Genomic DNA, 19,332 nt, shown 5'->3' with positions numbered 1-19,332 from the left:
CAGCGGCGCATTTATTCGTCAGATTCTTCGTCGGGATGACCCTGAGCATCGGAACGAGGATCATGTGGCAACCGCACATCCGCATGGGCCTCTTTTCCTGTTGAAAGGACCACATCCGAAAGCTGTCTTGAATCGGGTGGGAATTCCATTGCAGCTCCGATTCTGTAGCTTCCGGGCGGAAGAAAAAGAACATACTCTCCATTTTCGTTGCTCCACGATGAAATGAACGGAGGAATCCCAGCTTGCTGGTCGTGAGGCAGGGCGTAGACATAGGCATCGGTTGCGGCGGTTCCTTTCATTGTAAGGATGCGCCCGCTCACCCGCACATAATCGTCCCTTGTCTTTCGTCGCGACTGGGCTGCTTCCCGGATGTCCGCAACCGTAAAGTCCATCCGTGCCTCACCTTCACGAGGTGGCTCCACCTCCACCGGTTCGCCGGAATGCTTGTCTCCGGGCATAAGTGGGCCGAATCTATCGCCTCCTCTGACCCGTGCAACTACCCAGTATTGCCGCTCCGGAAGTTTAATGGAAAATCGGCCGTCCTTGGCGGTCTTTGAAGAGATAAAATCGGCAGGTCGTCGGGTTAGAAGGGAATCGTAGGCAAAAACCTCTGCCCCTTCCTGAGGCTTTCCGTCACCGTCCTTTATCGTGCCGCTCAGGACAAATGCATGGGAAGCACCTGTAACTGCAAGCCAAAGCAGGAATATGACCATGCTCCCGAAGACCCGCGCACTCACTGCCTCACTCCCCCCCGGAATTCGAGCGGCTTGGTTAATGGGGGTTCGAACTGAACCATCCCGATACCCGGTTCCTGCCTCCCATCAAAGATAGTCGTTACGGGGTCCGCAACCCCCCACCAGTTGTTTGGCGCGCTTACGTCCTCGTCGTTGAAGTCTCCCACGCGGATGTTGTAGCCGGCGTTTGAAAAGATGTTGTTATCGCATATCGAGAGTCCGCTACCTTTTTCCCGGACGAATATTCCCGTCTCATTTCCCGTGATCTCGTTCCGGCTTATGTTGGCATTGCCTCGAAAGGACCGGATTCCGATCGTGTTCTCTGAGAAACGGGACCGGCTGATCTCGACGGGACCGCTCCTGAACCTGATGCCCCCGTAGTTCCTGGTGAAATAGCTATCCGTGATGGACAAATTCGTGAAATGACTGTGTAATCCCCATGTTGCATTATTGAACCTGCAGTGCGTGAAGGTGCTTCCATCGGCGTGCTCCAGCAGTATCTCATCCCAGGCCGCGGTCTCGCCGCCTTCAATGGAGGTGAATCTGACTTCCCTGCCGGCTTCTCCAGTTGCAAGTATTCTGCCCTTTACTGCCATCCCGACTTCCTTTCCGAAACGTACCTCCGTTCCGGGAAAGATCCGCAAGGTGGCACCAGGGAGAACTGTCACCCGCGCCAGCACGTCAAGGCTCCCACGCCACGCGACATCCCCGGGAATATCCGCTACAGGCCAGACATAGAGCGGCGGACACGGGGCTGGGTCCTTGTGTATGACGGACCCTCGGGCGGGATCACGGCGCCGGTCCATGACAACCTCTTCCGGGCGGCTCGTCCCCCACCAGTTGCCGGAGGCCACGACATCCGCCGAACCTTCGAGGTCAACAGCATACAACCCGTTGCCCTCCAGGTTGTTGCCGGTCACAACGCCGTCGAAAGAAATAATGCCGATCCCGCGCTCCCCATTGTCGGCGACGACGTTACCCTTGATGGCGGAGCGAACGTCCTGGAGGTTTAAACCGTTCAGTCCATTTTGGGAGATATAATTGCCTGAAATGTCGAGGTTGTCCGAGGTTTTCACAGAAAAACCTGTTTCCCCGTTGTTGACTATCACGTTACCGCGGAAGCTCCCGTAAACGCAGTCGGCGACCAGCAGGCCAAACCGGTTCCCCTCTATAAAGTTTTCCTCGAATCTGGGAACACTCTCCCTGATCCGCACCCCTTCCCGGACATTGCCTGCAAATCTGTTGCGTGCGGCTGAGAGATTCACCCGGTAAAAGTTTACGCCCATGAGGTTGCTGCCGATCATGTTGCCCAGGAGCAGGACCTCGGAATCACGCCCCTGAATGCCGCTCCGATTGTCATACAGGTAGTTTCCACGCAACTCGACCATCGACTCCTGGAACTGGATGCCCCGAAAGTTGTTACGAAGTACCGTGTTTGTCACCGCCACGTTGGAAAAATGAAAATGGAGTCCCCTGTAGGCATTCTCGATCTGGCAATACTCTATGAGGTTCTGGGCCCCATCGCTGTTCATGATATTGAGGGCATCCCAGTCAGCGGGTTTCCGTTCCTTCTCCGACGATCGAAAGAAAATGGGCTGTTTTCGCGTTCCTTTTGCGATTAAACGGCCCTGGATGAGGAGGCCGTTTTCACCTATGCCGTCCCCATTCGTGTCTTTTCTTCGGAACTCCACCACCGTACCCGGCAGCACCACTAGCCGGCTGTTCTCCGGGACCCTCACGAGCCCGCTGACCTCAACCGTTCCTTGCCAGACCGTCTCTCCAAGAAGAACGGCATCCTTATAACGAAGAGGAAGCGGCCGGGGAGGCGGCGCTTCATATCCTAGTTCCGTAGCTCTGCGCTTGCTTTTACCGGAAAACAGGTCTTTCTTTCTGTTCCCGGCCACAGTCGAGAGCTCGGTGCTGACTCGGCCACCATCAAAGGAAAAAACGCCGTAGTCGTTATCTTTTACCTGAGCATTCCTGAGTACAATCTCCGCATCTGGGCCATGGACGGTAGTCCCGTACCGATTACCCTTCAGCTCCCCCCCAAGAATGTGGGCGCGTCCTCTCAGGACCGCCACTGCGGTCTCGGCACCGGTTACCCGGCAGAAGCTGAAGGATGCAGTCCCGCCATCGATTATTATTCCGGCCCATACCTCGGCCTTCCTCTCCCCCTCCGGCCCGAACACCACCGGCCCCTGCTCGGTCCCGAGCACCTGCAGCTTCCCCCTCACCGTCAGTTCCGTCAAGGGCGAAAGATACTCCGGATCGGTTTTGGTGCTTTCCGCAGCGGAAAAAATTACCACTGTGGACGGCTCCACGGTAAGTGTAACCCCCTGAGGAACCACCACATCCTCGGTAAGCACAATCTGCCCCTTCCAGACCGTATCCGCCTTGAGAATTTCCGCTGAGGACGCCGCTGGAATTAGAATGAGGAGCAGTATCTGAATGAATGCCTTGAGCATAGATTGAAAGCCCTCTGATTCGTGCGGCTTAATGTACCATAGGAGTACTTTCATGTATAGGAAAGGTTATCGTGAGGTTTCGACAGACTATCCCGCTGGGTCATACGGTATGTGAGCAGATATAGACAGAAAAAAACAGGACATCCCGGGCGGGATGTCCTGTAATGCAAACCCAGCCAAAAAACGATCAGCAGGGATGCACTGTTCCCCAGGACACTATCCGGGGCTTCGCATATGCCTTCTTCATCGCGCTCCTCCTTTCTTTTTGTATCACGTTACCAGCCTCACTGACACGTGCCGTGATTCCCTGCATATGGCGGTGTAGTCGCACTCGCTTCGTTGCTGAAGGGGGAATTGTCTTCTCCCCTTATTGCCCTTACGCGATACGTATAGTTCATCTTGGGCTCGATGCCGAACCGCACCGTATAGGAGGTGCTGTTGCTAGGGACAGCGGCCACTCTTACCCACTCCCCATTCCACACCTTCGCCTGGATTTCGAAGCCGTCCTCGTCGGTAGAGACATCATTCCAGGTCAGGAGGACCTTGAACGAACCTTCAGCCGAAGCATTCAGATTGATCGGATGGGCAGAGAAGGTGGTATCGCATACAATGGGGGTATACGCGGTATCCCAGCCGCATGAGGCTGCCTTCGTTGCCCTGAGGCGGAAACAGTAGGTGCTAGAGGGATTCAGGCCCCCTACCTCATGTCTCACCACGCTTGGCCCCGCCTGAACTATCTGTGTGAAGTCAGCATCCGAAGTGCACCCGTTGCTCGAGCATTGCTCAAGCTTGAACCCATCCTCGTCCTGGATTGTCTCGGTCCAGGTCACGTTTATCTGCGTGTCCGTAACCGCTGCGACCGAAAAATTGCCGGGGATGGCGGGGGTAGGCGCAGTGGCACTGGCAATGATGCTGTATGGGCTGGTCCAGAGAACGGTAAAGACGAAACCTGTGGACTCTTCCTCTGCGCCCAGCAGGACTGCGGGCTCGACGGAGGCGTACTTCCGCACCCGCACCCAGTCCCAGTCGGCGGTGTAGGTTTGCCCATTGTATCCGTCACTGTCGTACCGTCTGCCGAGCGCGATCACCTCGCCTGAAACAGTATTACCCACATCCCCCACGTTCCAGAAAGGAGTAGGCACATCCAGATTGTGAATTTTCAGACTGACGGTGGAAGAATCCCTGACTGTCAGACTGTACAGCATCATGCTCGCAGGAATTTCTATTCCGTAGGCTGTCCAGCTTCCATTATTGGAATAGTGGGCGCTGCCGGGATGATCGAGGAAACCCAGGTTGTTGTAGTAGGAGTTGTAGAATCCGGCCATCACCTGCCCGTTGGGCGCCAGCGACGTTGCCTTGGCCTTCACCTCCTGGACGATTCCCGAGGAGAACGATGTCCTGGAGGTAATTCTTCCGGTAGTGCTGGTGCCATGGAGGAATCCGCCCGAAACACTGAAGCCGGTCCCATCGACAATATTCCACTTTGAAGTGTCTATAGCTGTGCCTGCAAAATCATCGAAGAAATCGAAGACAGTGGCACCGTTTGCCGCACTGGCTGCCTGTTGATTCCCGTAATAGAGCCAGATGTTGTTGTTCTTCCCGGTCTTGATCCACACTTCCGCGGATACCCCGTCTGTCTTGGCTTCCACCCAGTACGGAAGCTCAAGGTTGGCAGTTGCATCGAAGAAACGGATATCGGCGAAATCGTTCCGCATGTCGGGATCGTACGGCACGGTGATCCTGACCTGGAACCCTGCCCTGAAGTCGCTGATGGAAAGGGGTGCACGCCGGGTCCAGGTTCCATCCCCGTCCAGAGAGAGTCCTCGCTTCACCGCTTTTACCTGATATCTGTAAATCCCGGAGTTACAAACGGTCGTATCGGACCATGACGTTATGTTAGGTCCGACGGGGAAAGTATTTTTGGTGCTGAAATCACACGCTGAACCGGTGCAGCGTTCGATAAGGAAACCACTCTCTGAAACGGTCCGGTCGCTCCAGGTGAGATTTATCTGGGTAGTATTCACTGCTGAAGCGGCAAGCGATGCGGGTCCCAAAACTGTAGTTTCGGCCTGCGCAATGGCGCTGTAGTTGCTGTCCCATGGGCAGGAAGCAGTCTTGTAAGCACGTACACGGTAACGATATATGGTATTGGGCTTCAGGTTTGCGTCCCTGTTGGTATCGGAGTAATTCAGGGTATTTGCCGCAACCGTATCGATCTGGATGAAGTCTGTACAGCCGGACCCTTCGCAACGCTCAATCTTGAAACCGGTTTCATCGTTGTTGCTGTCTGACCAGCTGAGGTTGATCTGGACCTCCGACGCCCTTGTCGCGTTGAGCCCGCCGGGAGTACGCTTTGCAGGCATAGTTGCGGAAGCTGGAAGGCTGTAAACATGGTCATACGCTGCAGCAAAAACATAACCCGGATCAGTCTCCTCGACACCCAGCTGCACGACCGGCGGGACGGTTGCATAGCGGGAAGCGATTTCAGCCGCCGTGAGAGCGCGATTGTATATGCGCACTTCGTCGATGTAGCCGTTGAACAGGCGGCCGGGGGTGTAGTCAGTGGACCCTATGGAGAGGTTTTTGGACTGGAACGAAGGTTGATATGTCAATACACCGCTCACTGCCTGGCCATTCATGTAGAGAGTGACGGCAGTGCCGTTGACGGTGACCGCAATATGATTCCAGGCATTGAGCGTAGCAATGGGACCGGAGGAAGGAACGAAGTCGTTTCCCCAGGTAGCCATGCTCGGGCGGCCGGTGTTCTGGATGCTGAGCAGCAGAGAGTCGCGGGAGCTTCTGTTGCCGAATGATACGATGCCGTTATAGGCGGCTTCCGCGTAACTTTTCGGGTAAATCCAAGCTTCTATTGTTGCTGTACTACCGGTGGGAAGGCTGACGGCGTCCTTTTTCATGAAATCATTTATGCCATCCAGCGACATCGCATTACCGTATCGCCCACCGCTGATAATACCGTACGGCCCGATGAAGCCGTTGAGCGCGAGATCATTCCCCTGTCCGCTCAGGTCTGCGGTAGTTCCCGTGACCGTTCCATTTACCTCGTTTATAGGCCAGAACCCCATCAGTCCATTGCCGAACGTGCCGGCAGCGCTGCTTGCACTTTGCGCAGCAGCATTCCCGTAATAGAGATATGCCTGGCTGGTGGGGCCCGTCTTCAGCCATACGGTGGCTGAAACCCCGTCTGTCCTGGATTCGATCCAGTGAGGCAACTCCTTGTAAGCTCCTTCATCATAGAAGCGAATGTCGGAGAAGTCGTTTTTCATTCCCGAGGCATAAGGAATTGTGACCCTGGCAAGGAACCCCGCCTTGAAATTCGTAAAGTTCAGCGGCTTTCTCTTCGTCCATGTGCCGCTGCCGTCCAGCGACAGGCCTTTGTTCAGGACGCCTATGCGGTAACGGTATGCAGAGCTCTCGCAGACCGAGGAATCGCTCCACGTCGTCGAATTTGCAGGAAGAGGTATCGGGAATCCGGAGTCGCTGACGCTGAAATCACAGTTCGTTTGCGAGCACCTGTTCACCAGGAATGCCGTTTCGCTGACCGTATTGTCGATCCAGGAAAGGTTGAGCTGCGTCGTATTGGGTGCCGTACCAGTAAGCCCGGAAGGGGGCACTACATCCGTGATAGCGACGGCAATCTCACTGTAGGGGCTGTCCCACCCACAGGCGGCGGTTTTAAAGGCGCGGACCCGGAAACGATAGGAAGTCCCGGGCTTCAGTCCGATACTGCTGAAGCTGGTGACATTGGCAGTCACGGTGCCTATCTCCGTGAAAGAATCGCAAGTAGAACCCTCGCATCTTTCGATTCTGAAGCCGGACTCGTCCCCCGTCGTGTCAGACCAGACGAGGTTCACCTCTGTTTCGGATGCTCTGGTGGCGGCCAGTGCGGTCGGAGCCGACGGCAGCCTGGTGACTGCATCAGCTATGTTGCTATAAAGGGGAGCGCTCCATCCTCCCGGACCGGCCTTGAAAGGTTCTACTCTATATCGGTATGCATTACTGCAGACGGCAGTGTCGGTATACGAGGTTGAATTCATTCCGACGGTGACGGGGAAGCCGGGATCAATGGTCGTGAAATCACACGAAACACCGGTGCAGCGTTCTATCCTGAAGCCGTTTTCACCCGTGGTGGTGTCCGACCAGGCGAGATCCACCTTCGTCTCCGATGCACTGGCGGTTAGATTGGCAGGTGCCGTCGCAGTCGAGGTGGCAGCGCATACGATTTCCGACCAGGGAGCTTCCCAGACGCCTTCCCGTACTGCTCTCACTCTGTAGCAATACGCCCCGGCATTTGCGACGGCCCAGTCAACGTAACTGGTCGCGTTCGCCGCAGCCATAAACCGGCTTGGAGACTCGAACCCGCAGGCTGCTCCGGCACATCGCTCAATCGCGAAGCCGGTTTCGGAGCCGGTGGTATCGCTCCATGAAAGGGCTATCCGATCCGCGGCCGACGAAGTCGTATCAAGGATAACCGCAACCTGGTAATCGGTCTGGGCAGGACCAGCATTGGAAATGGTGATCGGACGCCGGGCAAACCAGGAACCTTCCGAAAGGAGGTATGAACCGTAACCTTCCTGCTCGGGCGTTGCCACCGGCTCAGGGTTCGCATATTTGCGCACCCGCACCATATTCATGCTGAATGCCTGGTTGTTGTTCAAAATACCCACCTTCAGGGGAGAGGCCGTACTGTGCGTCCCCTCGTAAAAGGGAGTAAGCGACTGCAAGGCGCTGCCATGATAATACTTGGCGCCACTATTGGGCAGGACATCGATCTTGTAATACTGCCATGTTCCCGATTGTATGCCCCTCAGGTTATCGCCGCGTGACGTGCCACTCTCATAGACCTGCAGGCGGTTTCCATTACCGTCGTAAACAGGGTAACTCATGTAGGGGTAGTAGCTCAGGCTTGAATACGTGGAGGTATCCTTCAGGCCGAGCATCATGTAGCTGCCGCCGCTCCGGTAATGCGCGGCTTCAAGTACGAACGGCCTCGGAAAACTGGGTACGCTGTAAAGGCCGACGCTTCCCCATGAACCTGCTCCCCCACTAGCCTTCAGGCCACCGTTCACCGTCAGGTAGTTGGCGGCCGTATCCAGCTCCACCCATTTCCCGCCATCCAGAGCTGATCCGCTGAAATCTTCATAGAAATCGAAGACCGCGGCAGGATTGCTGACTGCGGAAGCAGGAGGATTCGCGGTATAGAGGAAGATCTGCTTGCTGCCGCTCGGGACCGAGGGAACGCGCAGCCATACACGTGTTGCCGCTGTATTGCAGCCCGATTCGATATGGTATTCCAGGGACGTTGCGTTATCGTCCATGAACCGGAGATCGTTGCAGTCATTGCCGATGGAAGCCTCGGCGGCCGCTGCCGCCGGCGGAAGCAGCGACGTGGTGGCGGACGCCGCGGCGCTCGGTGATGTCTCCCACCCGCAAGCCGCCGACTTGAAGGCTGAAACCCTGTAGGTGTAGGCTGTCCCGAAAACTACATCCACATCACGATACTCTGTGCTGCCGGCTGCGGCCGTAAAAGTTACCTTCGTGCTGAAATCGCACCCCTCTCCCGTGCACCTGTCGATATGGAAACCGGAGTCATCGGTGCTGTTCCTGGTCCACTGGAGCTTGACCTCGATCTCGCTCACCCTTATCGCAGAAAGATCGGTAGGCGCTCCGGGGGTAGGAAGTGTTACTACGGAGGTGTTGCTGTAGTCGCTATCCCAGGAACCGGAGAGCGCGGGAGCGGCCTCCTGTGCGCCTATCGACGACGCCGGCGCAGGAGTAGCGTACCTGCGCACGCGGGCATTATCCCACTTGAACGCCTGGGCTGCCGTAACGAAACCGATCCTTAGCGGCGACTCGTTGCTGTAGGTACTGTCGTAATACCGGCTCATGGAGCCCAAGCTTGGTCCCTGCCAGTATCCGGCACCGGTGGAGAGAACATCGAACCTGAAGGTTCTCCATGTGTTAAGTGGAATCGAGAGACTTCGGTACCCCCTGTTGTTCCCATCTTCGTACACGTACATGTTGTTCGATGAACCCGTAAGGTACCCGGCATGGACGAAATCGCCGAAATGGATGCCGCTACCGGAATCCTTGGCGCCTAACATCATGTCGTTGCCGCCGGTGACGTACTGGTCAACTTCGAAAGTGAAGGGGCGGGCAAAGGAGAACGTGCTGTAGAGACCGCTGTCCCAGTTTCCCGTACCGCCGGTGGCTATCAACTCGCCATCCTGGCGAAAATACGTGGGATTAACAATATTCCATTTGCCGGAATTTATGACAGTGCCGGAAAAATCCTCGAAAAATTCGAAGGTATCCGATCCCCTGGCGGCGCTAGTTGCGAGGGGATTGCCGTAGTAAAGATATACCGAGTTCGTGCCCCTCGTCTTGATCCAGAACGTAGCGGATACACCATCCACCTTGGATTCAAGCCAATAGGGGAGCTGAGTGTTGTCGCGGGCGTCGAAGAACCGGATATCTCCGAAGTCGGTTTTCATTCCTGCATTGAAGGGAACCACCACCCGTGTCTGGAAGTAGGGCTGGAAATTCGAAATAGCCACCGGTGCGCGTTTGCTCCAGGCTCCGCCACCGTCCATCGGCAGAGCGCGGTCTACCGCCCTTATGCGGTAGGTATAGGTGGCGGAACTGCAGGCCCCATGGTCGCTCCAGTGGTCTGTGTTGTAGTTCACCGTCACGGGGAAACCGGCATCCAAGGTTTCGAATGTACAACCCGCACCCGTACAACGCTCTATGACGAAACCGGTCTCCGACGCGGTGGTATCGGTCCAGGCAAGGTCGACCCGGGTCGTGCTCACGGCCGCTCCCGCAAGACCGCCGGGCGCCGTCACAGCAGTAGTCGCCTCCGCTATGCCGCTCGGAGGGCTCTCCCATGAGCATATGGCGCTCTTTACCGCCTTTACCCGATACCGATAGGTGGCACCCGCACCCAGCCCAGCCGAGTCGTTGTAAGATGTCGCGTTTTCAGTAGCCGTACCGACCGGCACAAAATCACTGCACCCCTCCCCCACGCACCGCTCGATCCTGAATCCACCTTCGTCGCTCGACACATCGCTCCACTGCAGCCGCACTTCCGCCTCCGACACCCTTAGGGCGGCAAGACCCTCGGGAGCTCTCGGAGCCTGCGTAACTCCGGATGCCATCGCCTGCTCCGAAACCCAGTTCGGACCTATGGCCGTGAGCCGGTAGCGATACGGCGTAGCGCTGCAGACAGTCATGTCCTCGTATGAGGTGGCGTTTGCCTGTGCCGTTCCGAGCAGCACGAAATCAGTACACGAAGCGCCGGTACAACGCTCGATCCGGAACTGGTTCTCGCCGCTGGTCGTATCGGTCCAGGCAAGGTCGATCCTGGTCGTATTCACGGGAGTTGCCGAGAAATCACCGGGAGCCGGAGGCATGAGCGTCATCACCTCCCGCTTTACCATGCGGGAAGGAACACTCCCTCTGTATGAGTTGATACGATAGCAGTAGGTCGTACCCGGTGAAAGATTGGTGTCAGTATAAGTTGTGACGTTCGGCCCCGGAGAAGCAACGGTTACCCAGGAGCTGTCGGAATCGTCGTCAATGCAGATACCGCTCCTCCGCTTAATCACGTATCCGTCCTCGACTGATGACTTGTCGGTCCAGGCAAGAGCCAGCGTGGTGTAGAGCGGGGTCTGGGTGAACGGGTAGGGTGCCGGGAGCTGTTCAGCCGACATCCGGTACACGAGGTAGTCGGCATTTCCCGACGCGTTCGTGGTATAGCCTGCGATGAACGCCTCCCCAAGTGAGTTGACGGCAAGTGCGGCCGACTGGTCGAAGCCGCCGGCAGTACCCTGGTACAGCGCAGCGTCGATGACCGCGCCTTCGTGATTGTATTTTACCGTAAGAGAATCTGTTGTTACTCCGTCCCCAGTGTCTCCGGTTATGTAGATGTTTCCGGAATTGTCCACCCTCATCCCCGCCACCACCTCATCGGTCAGGGGGCGCTGAAGGGTTCTCTGCCAAAGTTCCGCTCCAGTGGCAGCGTATCTGATCAGGCAGAAGTCTCTGTCGTCGGGGCCGGTGGAAGTGGTTCCCGCCACGACGGCAAATCCGTCCACCGGATCAATTTCGACAGCGGCAGCCCAGTCATTCCCGTGGGACGGGCCGTCAAAGGTGCGAACCCACTGCCTGATGGCGGTACCGGAGGAGCCGATGTACCTTATGAGGACAAAGTCACGGTTCCCCTGCGTGTTGGTGACGAACCCGGCTACGTAAGGATCTCCCGCTGCATCGAGAGCCAGAGCAAGACCTCGGTCCTCCCCGTTGCTCCCCCCGTCGTACGTGTCCGTCCATATGAGAGCGCCGGTAACGCCTTCGTATTTGGCGAGGAAGAGGTCGTAACTCGTTCCGTTCTGCCGATATCCGGAAACAAATATATTTCCGTCGGGAGCTATCGCCACAGCTGTCGGGAAGTCATCGCCTCCTCCGTCGAAAGGTACGGCCGACCATACCGGAAGCGCATTTCCGTACTGATCAAGGGAGGGGTTAGGCCCGTATTTGACGAGATAGATATCCTCGTTCAGGCCTGGATTCTTCCCATAACCGGTGACGACTATACTGGAACCGTCGGTGGTCGAGGTGACGGCCGTCGATCTGTCGTCGATGCCGCCGGGGCCGTTGTACTGCGCTCCCCACTGGCTAGGTGGACCGGATGATGGGTACTTCATGGTGAAGACCGAGTTGACGTTTTGGCCGACAGGGTCGTAGTAGAGAGAAGAGTAGCCGGAAACATAGGCGTTGTTGCTGCCGTCTATTGCGATGCAGGTGGCAATATCCATCTCGTTCTGCATGCTGTCGTAACGACTGCTCCACATCAGGGTGCTGTCGGCCCTGTTGAGCTTGCGGGTCAGGTAGTCGTACATGCCTATGAGATCGCTGTCGCTCTTCCCCGTCACGACAGGGTGATCGTCAGGGCCTATGGCAATAGCGGTCGCATAGTCTTCTAGATTGAATTCACTGTTGTACGTATGGCTCCAGGTGGGGGTGTCGAAGTAGACTATCACCGCCAGCGCGTGTGCTTCATTGCTGTAGTCGGGATCATCAATCGTTGCGGCATTGTAGGCCCAGACGCGGTAATAGTAGTAGTTGCCTTCATCGAGGCCTGTATCGAGAAACTCGGTGGTGCCGGGGGATACGGTGGTTACCGGCACCCATGCACCATTTTCGCCCAGTCGCCGCTCGATCCTGAACCCCTCTTCATTCGCGGAATTGTCAACCCACGAGAGCCTGATGGCATAGTGGCCGGTGCCGTCCTTCACCATTGTCTCCGCGACAAGGTTCGTCGGCCTGTTTATTCTCCCCCGATCGTACTTGATCAGGTACGTGTCGTAGTCCTCCTTGTCGAAGATCACATAGGAGTCGCCGACCGCCACGGCGCTTCCGAACTCTACGTCGACAGTCAGGGTGGAAGCCGTATTTCCGACGACCCTTCTCACCGCACCGTTGTTGGCGCCGCTCGTCATCCTGACGTGGTATCCCGCCCATTGATCGACGGCCCAGCTCTTGGTCCCATCGGTAATGGATGACTTGGACCCGACTATGACGTAGGTATCACCTGCCGTGACCGGATGTGAAAAGGGTTGGGCAACTGTTAGAGTCGTGCCTGAATTGGCGATGATGTAGCCGGCGGCACCACTGTTTGCGCCGGCAGTGATCCGGACGGTATAGCCTGTCCATTGATTGGCTGACCAGGACTTTCCGCTGTTGACGACGCTCGTCGCCGACCCGCCGGTGGCGGTCGCCTCCCCGCCGTCCAATGGGAACATGGGATTCGAGTCCTCTCCCTCCGCAAGGACTTTCGTATTGTCGGACCAGCCGATTACCGATACACCCTGTTGAGCCGACAGGCTTATCCCTACCGGGCGGTCATTCCTGTTCTCCGCGCCATTGAAACTCCTGAACCAGAGGATATTTCCGTTCTCCTTTTTGTACTTGATAGTCTGGAAATCGGAGAATCCGTTGGCGATTGTGTAGCCGGTTACGTAGACGTCTCCATAAAGAGCTTCATCCACCACGATCCCCGTAGGAGCAGCTATGTCGCTGTTGTCGATTGCGGAGTTGAAGCTTTTGGTCCAGATCAGGTCGCCCGCGGGATTTACGGTCGTGCCGTTATACCTCATGGTCAGGATGTCGTTGTTCCCCTCGGCTGTCCACGTGTAGCCCGTGATGTAGACATCTCCTGCCACATCCACGTACATGCCTGTAGGCACGTCATCAAAGACGCCATTATAGGTGTGCTGCCACGTGGTCATGCCCGTGGAAGCAGTGTATTTCGCCGTATAGACATCCCGGTCCAGCTCACCCTCCACGGTACCCGAAACGATGACGTTGCCCTGGGCGTCCACCTGGACGAAATTCCCGACGACACCTTTGCCAGACTGATATCGCCATTCCCGCACTTTGTTGCCGGAGAAGTCGTACTTCTGCGTGAGACAGTCGAACTGGCTAGAGGAGCTGTTCCACGTCTGTCCGGTGACGGCGAATCCGTTTACGCCGGCAGAAAGAGACATGAGCCTGTCAGGCCCGCCGTTCGCCCCACCGTAGGAGATGACCTGCTGTGGTGCGTTTTCGGCACCGGCCACCGCATTGTCGTACTTGAGAATCAGATAGTCGTCATTCCCGGAGGCGTTCTGCGCGTACCCCCCCACGTAGACCATGTTGTTCACTCGGTCGATTGAAACTGAGGTCGCTATGTCGTTTGCAACGCCGCTGTAGGTGTTCTGCCAGAGAACCGTGCCTGTAGCACCGCTGTACTTGATGGTATGGATGTCGTTGTCGGTTCCGTTCCAGGCGTATCCGGACACGATTACATCGTTATTGGCGTCGACCGCGACGGCGACGGCCCTGTCGGCCCCCCCGCGCCGATCGTAGGAAGCGTTCCAGGCCATACCGCTGCCGTCGGACCTGAGCTTCACAACCCAATAATCCTCATCCGTGCTGGCGGCGTTGCGGAAATTGGTAAAACCGACGGCAATGACATTGCTGTCGGAGTCAGCGGTGGAAGCGACGATTTCCTGCTTCCCTCTCACCGTGTCCCGCAACTGCCAGTGAACGTCGCCTCCTTTTGCAAGGGATAGGGAGGGATAGGAGAGCATCGGCACGACCAGGGCGAGAGTGAGCAGATAAGAAAGGACCCGCCCAAGCCGCTTACAGCGGAGATGCGCTTGCCGCTTTTCGAATGCCGGCATCTGGTAGTTCATCATCTTGCCCCCGAATATGGTCATCCAACGGTTAGTTCTGATCATGATAGCGTCCCTCACCACGGCGTCTTGACGTTCCAGTAGTTCTCGTTCGGCCACTCGGCAGGCGGAGAAGAGGGTGAATAGGTTCGATTGAAACGGCTGACATGACAGGCGGTGGTAGCTTCCAGCCCTGCCGCCACAGTCGGATACCCTCTGTGCTCCCCTCCTCTGTCATGGGCCGACCCCGGGACCTGCCGATCGGCTGCCCATGGGTTTCCACCGCTCATCCGGTTGCCGCGGTGCTTGTAGTCGAGACAGTTCGTCTGCATGAGCCGGGGTAGCCCGCTCTGGTGTGGCTGGTGGCACTTTGAGCAGGAGAAGGTATGTTCCTTGTTCGTCCCCCACCCCTTGACCGACTTGTGGATCCGGTCGCTGCTCTTCCAGGCGTCGTTTGTCCCATTGAGGTCGGCCTTCAGGTGGCACCGGAGGCAGAGGCCCGCAAATTTATCATCCCCCTCGGTGATCCGGTTGGTGCCGTCGAACGTATTGCGGTCAATGCTGTACTTGACGTAAGGCTGGGTCGGCGTCGGCTCCGCCTGGTATTTCCCCCACGAGCGCGGCACTCCCGCGCTGTCATTGGTAATGTTGGTGCCGGTCGGATCTGGTGCCGGATTGTCCTCCTTGTATGGAGACGTCAGCCACGTACCCTTGAGGAGCGGCACGGCGTAGGACTGCTTGGCCCCAAGGGACTGACTGACGCCATGGGGATCGTGGCAGGGAGTGCAAAGACCTTCGATGGCCTTGGTCGCGGCATGATCAAGAGGTGACGAAACTTTCAGGTGTCCTCCCTTGACCGCCTGTACATCCTTTATTGCATACGGGAGCCGGTAGACAGAGGTCCTGGTCCCGAAACGGTAGGCGTCCTTGTAACCCTTTACCGGTTTCGTGGCTCCGAATGTCGATTCGTAACCCCATGGAGTCAGCCCGGACATCCTCGACATGTGGCAGTCAAAGCATTGGCCGGCACCAGTATTGTAAGGATTGTTTCCGGCCGTGTTGGGGGTGGCCCAATACGACATGGCGTAGCCCCCTTTCCCCGCCTGGGTTTCCTTCAGGTTCCCGCCGTTCTTGGTGCCGTTGAAGGTCACGTAGCTGGAGGTTACCCCTGGGGCCTTCGACCCGTGGGAACTATGGCAGTCGAAGCAGGTGACATTGTAGGCGCCATCCCGTGTGTTCGGGATCGCTCCGTCAATTCCGGTTGCGGGGTCCCATCCCCCTTTGTTGGCTACGGCGTTGCCGTGTGCGGAAAGGGCCTTCGGCACGTTCTTCTTCGCGTTGTTGGTCCCTGCGTACTTGCCCCACAAGGTGGTTCCCTGCTGGCTGTAGCGCGAGGCTATGCTCTGAAGATCCCACGCATACTGGCGGGGGGTCTTGCAGTCATTGAAGGGGTCGGTATCGTTGTTCTGGTCGCTGTGGCAGCTGAGACAGTGGTCGTTGAGCTTCTGGGACTCGCCTCTCGCCGTCGGGCCGTCGGCTGCCATATTTCCCGCCAGAAACTGGATCGCGGTGCTGTAGTTCTTGTAAGCGGTGGGCCGCACACCCGGCCCCCAGACAACCAGGTCCACCACATCGTTCTTGACGGTCGTGTAGGTCTTGAAGTTGTACCCCGTGTGGTATCGGACGTCGATCAGGCCCAACTCCGTCGATTCCCAGTGGCAGGCGTAGCACTGCTTGTTCGTGATAGGGACCCCCTGGACGTGGTGTGATTTCGCCCTGAATTGCGTCATGACGTCCATCCGCTTGCCGATGGCCCCGCCATGGCACTTCACACAATCCCTCGGAAGGCCGAAGCCGGAGTGCCGCGGAACGGGCTTGTTGAAATGGCAACTGTTGCAGCTGGCTCCGTCTGCATGGCTGTCGGTGAAGCGGTGCTCGTGGCACGAAGTACATACCCTCCCGGCGTTGTGACCGTCGCCGCTGACGGCGGTGAAGTGCTTGCTGCTGGAGGAATGGCACACATTACAGATTCCGTTGTATGGGGCGGTCTGCCGGGCGTAATCGGTGCCGTCGACCCGCCGCCTGAAGGAGACGTCAGCCCTCTTGGTAGGAACGCCGAACCTGCCGTCGGTTTCTGTGGCCACCTTGTCTTGGACCATGTAGATGTTCTTGTCGCCATGTGGGTCATGGCAATCCCAGCAGAACTTGCCCCCTTTCCACTTCCCGAGAGGCTTGCCGTTCGCGTCTTTCGTCCAGCCGCCGGTAGATTCGAAACCACGGTAGTGCTTGTACCCGAAGTGGACGGATGAGGCGCGCGCCTTCTTGGGCTTTATTCTCCCCGTTCCCGGGTCGTAGCCCAATTCGTACTTGAAAGGGTTGTCGGGTGGCGAGACATGACACCCCGTGCACTGCCCCCCGGTATCGTCGTCATGGCACTGCAGACACACACCCATCATCAGGTATTGGTTCTTCACATCATCGTTCTGCTCCTTGCTCCAGAGCGGCGAGCCCGATTTGTGAAGCGTGGCGTCGGTGAGATGGCAGCTGACACGGCACCCGGAGGTGTAGACGACCCCCCCGTGCTTCGACCGTACCGAGGAGTAGTTCATCTGAAGCGCTAGCGAACCTGGGGAGTAGTGACAGCCCAGACATTCATCGTCATTCCCCTCCATGTGGCAGTAGCGGCACTCTTTTTCGTACCGCTTTGTGAACTGGGGATGGATGCGAAGCCGGAACGGGTTGTTCCCGTCCTTGTGCAGCACCGTGTTGTCGTGGCAATACCAGCAGGGGTTTCCGGGGAAGTTGGCTGCCGGGTTACCCGATGAGGGATACCTTCCGGACGTTGAGTACCTGCCATGCCCGGTGGTGAACCATTCTGTCATGTTCACCCTCCCCTGGACGTTGTTGAAGGCCTGGAAGTCGTCGGTGTCGCCGCCGCTCGTGCCATGGCAGCTGAGGCATATGATCGGCCGGTCCGCCTCCCCCCATATGGGGTCCGCGCCCCCGGTGTGGCATACGGTCCCGGAGCAGGCTTTCGTAATATTGTTGTAGGTCCCCCCATCTCTGAAGAAAACGTCCTTCGTCTTGTTGACGTGGAAGTCAGGGTTGAGATGGGACACCTCGCTCATCTTGCCGACAGGCACCACGCCGGCATGGCAGTCGGTGCAGGTCCCGTTGATGGTCGTCGAGGAGTGGCAGTTGTCGCAGGTAAAGCTCGTCTCGGTGTGCCGGGCATGGGAATTGGCCCGGGCGGTACCGGCACCCTGGTTCTTGAACATCGGGATGGCGGCTTTCCACTCCTCACCCGGGGGCCAGGCATAGGTCGTCACGTTGCCGAACTGGTAGCGTTCGGGCAGAACCCAAATCTTCCCCTTCTCGTCCGTCCTTCCGTCATGACAGCCGGAGTTCCTGTCCGAGCAGGAGCCGCGGGGATGGCCGTGACACGTATTGCAATCCGTCTTCCTGACGTTCCATGCAAAAGGTCTCACGGTTTCCGGGTCGGTGGTGCCGTCGCTGTGGCAATAGACATTGTCGCAAACCTTGGTGGAGGCGTCGTAGCTGGGGGCTTCTCTTCCGACTATTCCCCATTTGGGCGCAATAACAACATCTCTCGTGCCGTCGACGTGCTTCTCCTTGTTGACGAAACCGTCCGACAGCCGGCCGTTTTGATCTGTGACCCCCTTGATAGTTGCATTGTGGCAGTATGTGCATGGATACTTCCTTATCCATTGCGGCCCCACCAGCCGCGAGTGCCCGTTCGAGGTCATGTTCAGGAAATCGTTGCCACGTCCCCGATGGCACGAATCGCAGCGGGTTGCCGTGGAATCTGACCATTTCACCGCCAGGTTTGGAGCTCCGCCATTGCCGTCGCTGTGGCAGTAGAGATTGACACAGCTTCCTGTCTTCTGCGGATTCTGGCTGGGAAGGAAGCTCGGATAGGCCGTGCTCCCTCCGACATAGCTGCCGCCGCTGTTCGGGAACGCCGTGAAATTGACCTCGATCTCCCGCCCTTCACCGGCATGAGCGAAGGGTTTCGCATCTTTTGTATGATCGGCATGGCACTTCACACAGATATTTTCGATGCTCCGGCCGGCGGAGGTGGAAAACGCAGAGAAATGTCGGGGATGGTTGTTGTCCTGCGGCGGCGCGCCGTGACAGCCCGTGCATCCTGCAGGGGATGCGAAGGGAGGCCCTCCCCAGGTGGGGCTGGCTGATTCGAAATGGCAGTTCACGTTGCCGCAGCTTCCAAGAGTAGGAGTTGACGTCTGAGGAAAGGCCGTAGTTCTGTTCTTGTATGGGGTTTCCAGAGGAGATGCGTTTATTCGTGTGGAAACTTCGATCAACCCGTTGCGGTGTCCGGCATTATAGCTGCCGCTACCTGGATGGCAAGCTGCACACCGGCCGATCTCGCCGAGGGAGAGAGGCTGCGGCAAGTGGCTTCGGTGGTTTCCGCTGAAACCGCCGGTGGATATGTTGCGGAAAGATGAATCCACCGGGCGAATGTCCTGGTTGCGACTATCGCCATGGCAGTCATAACACCGCAGCTCCGCATGAGCGATGGAGCACTGTCCGAACACTCCTGCCAACACCCCCACCACAATGGCCACTCGCTTGATAGCGTTCAAGCTACACCCCCCTTGAGTCGGCGGCCTCCCACATCATTTTGGTACCGCCGTGCTTCCATAGGATAAGAGCTGGATGATTACCGTTGGTGCGCTGAATGGCTGCCGCACTACGCCAAAGGGCGGAGCAGCCATCCTCGTAGTGCGCGCAGCATTACCCCCTGCCTCCGGCTATATAAATAAAACTAATTAACAATGCTTCTGGTTTTAGCAGTATATATGCCAATATTTTAATTATTTTAGATTAACTGATAGGAGCTAAGTGTATGTTTTTTTA

General features: G+C 57.2%; 4 protein-coding genes. All 4 read right to left on the bottom strand.

Going from position 1 to position 19,332, the window contains the following annotated elements:
• Window positions 1–11 precede the first annotated feature (11 nt).
• Window positions 12–737, bottom strand: coding sequence for a carboxypeptidase-like regulatory domain-containing protein (locus tag CFB04_RS14410; RefSeq protein ID WP_088535980.1), 726 nt, complete (start codon window positions 735–737; stop codon window positions 12–14).
• The gene (locus tag CFB04_RS14405; RefSeq protein ID WP_088535978.1) at window positions 734–3,199 is read right to left on the bottom strand and encodes a right-handed parallel beta-helix repeat-containing protein; all 2,466 of its coding nucleotides are present in this window, start codon (window positions 3,197–3,199) and stop codon (window positions 734–736) included. The genes CFB04_RS14410 and CFB04_RS14405 overlap by 4 nt, the downstream gene beginning before the upstream one ends.
• A 284-nt stretch (window positions 3,200–3,483) precedes the next feature.
• A complete protein-coding gene (locus CFB04_RS14400; protein WP_088535976.1) occupies window positions 3,484–14,499 on the bottom strand; it encodes a DUF2341 domain-containing protein in 11,016 nt (3,671 codons plus the stop codon).
• A gap of 11 nt (window positions 14,500–14,510) precedes the next feature.
• Window positions 14,511–19,058 (bottom strand): CxxxxCH/CxxCH domain-containing protein, encoded by a 4,548-nt coding sequence (locus tag CFB04_RS14395; protein WP_231934200.1) that lies wholly within the window; start codon window positions 19,056–19,058, stop codon window positions 14,511–14,513.
• Between the last annotated feature and the right edge of the window lie 274 nt (window positions 19,059–19,332).

Origin of the sequence: Geobacter sp. DSM 9736, assembly GCF_900187405.1 — a bacterium.
In the GTDB taxonomy this organism is placed as follows: Bacteria; Desulfobacterota; Desulfuromonadia; order Geobacterales; family Geobacteraceae; genus DSM-9736.
Note: the sequence above shows the minus strand (reverse complement) of the source record. Positions and strands in the feature narration are given on the sequence as shown.

Excerpts from the sequence above, each read along its gene's own strand:
- CFB04_RS14405 (WP_088535978.1), bottom strand. The coding sequence starts at position 3,199 with ATGCTCAAGGCATTCATTCAGATACTGCTCCTCATTCTAATTCCAGCG.
- CFB04_RS14400 (WP_088535976.1), bottom strand. The coding sequence starts at position 14,499 with ATGATCAGAACTAACCGTTGGATGACCATATTCGGGGGCAAGATGATG.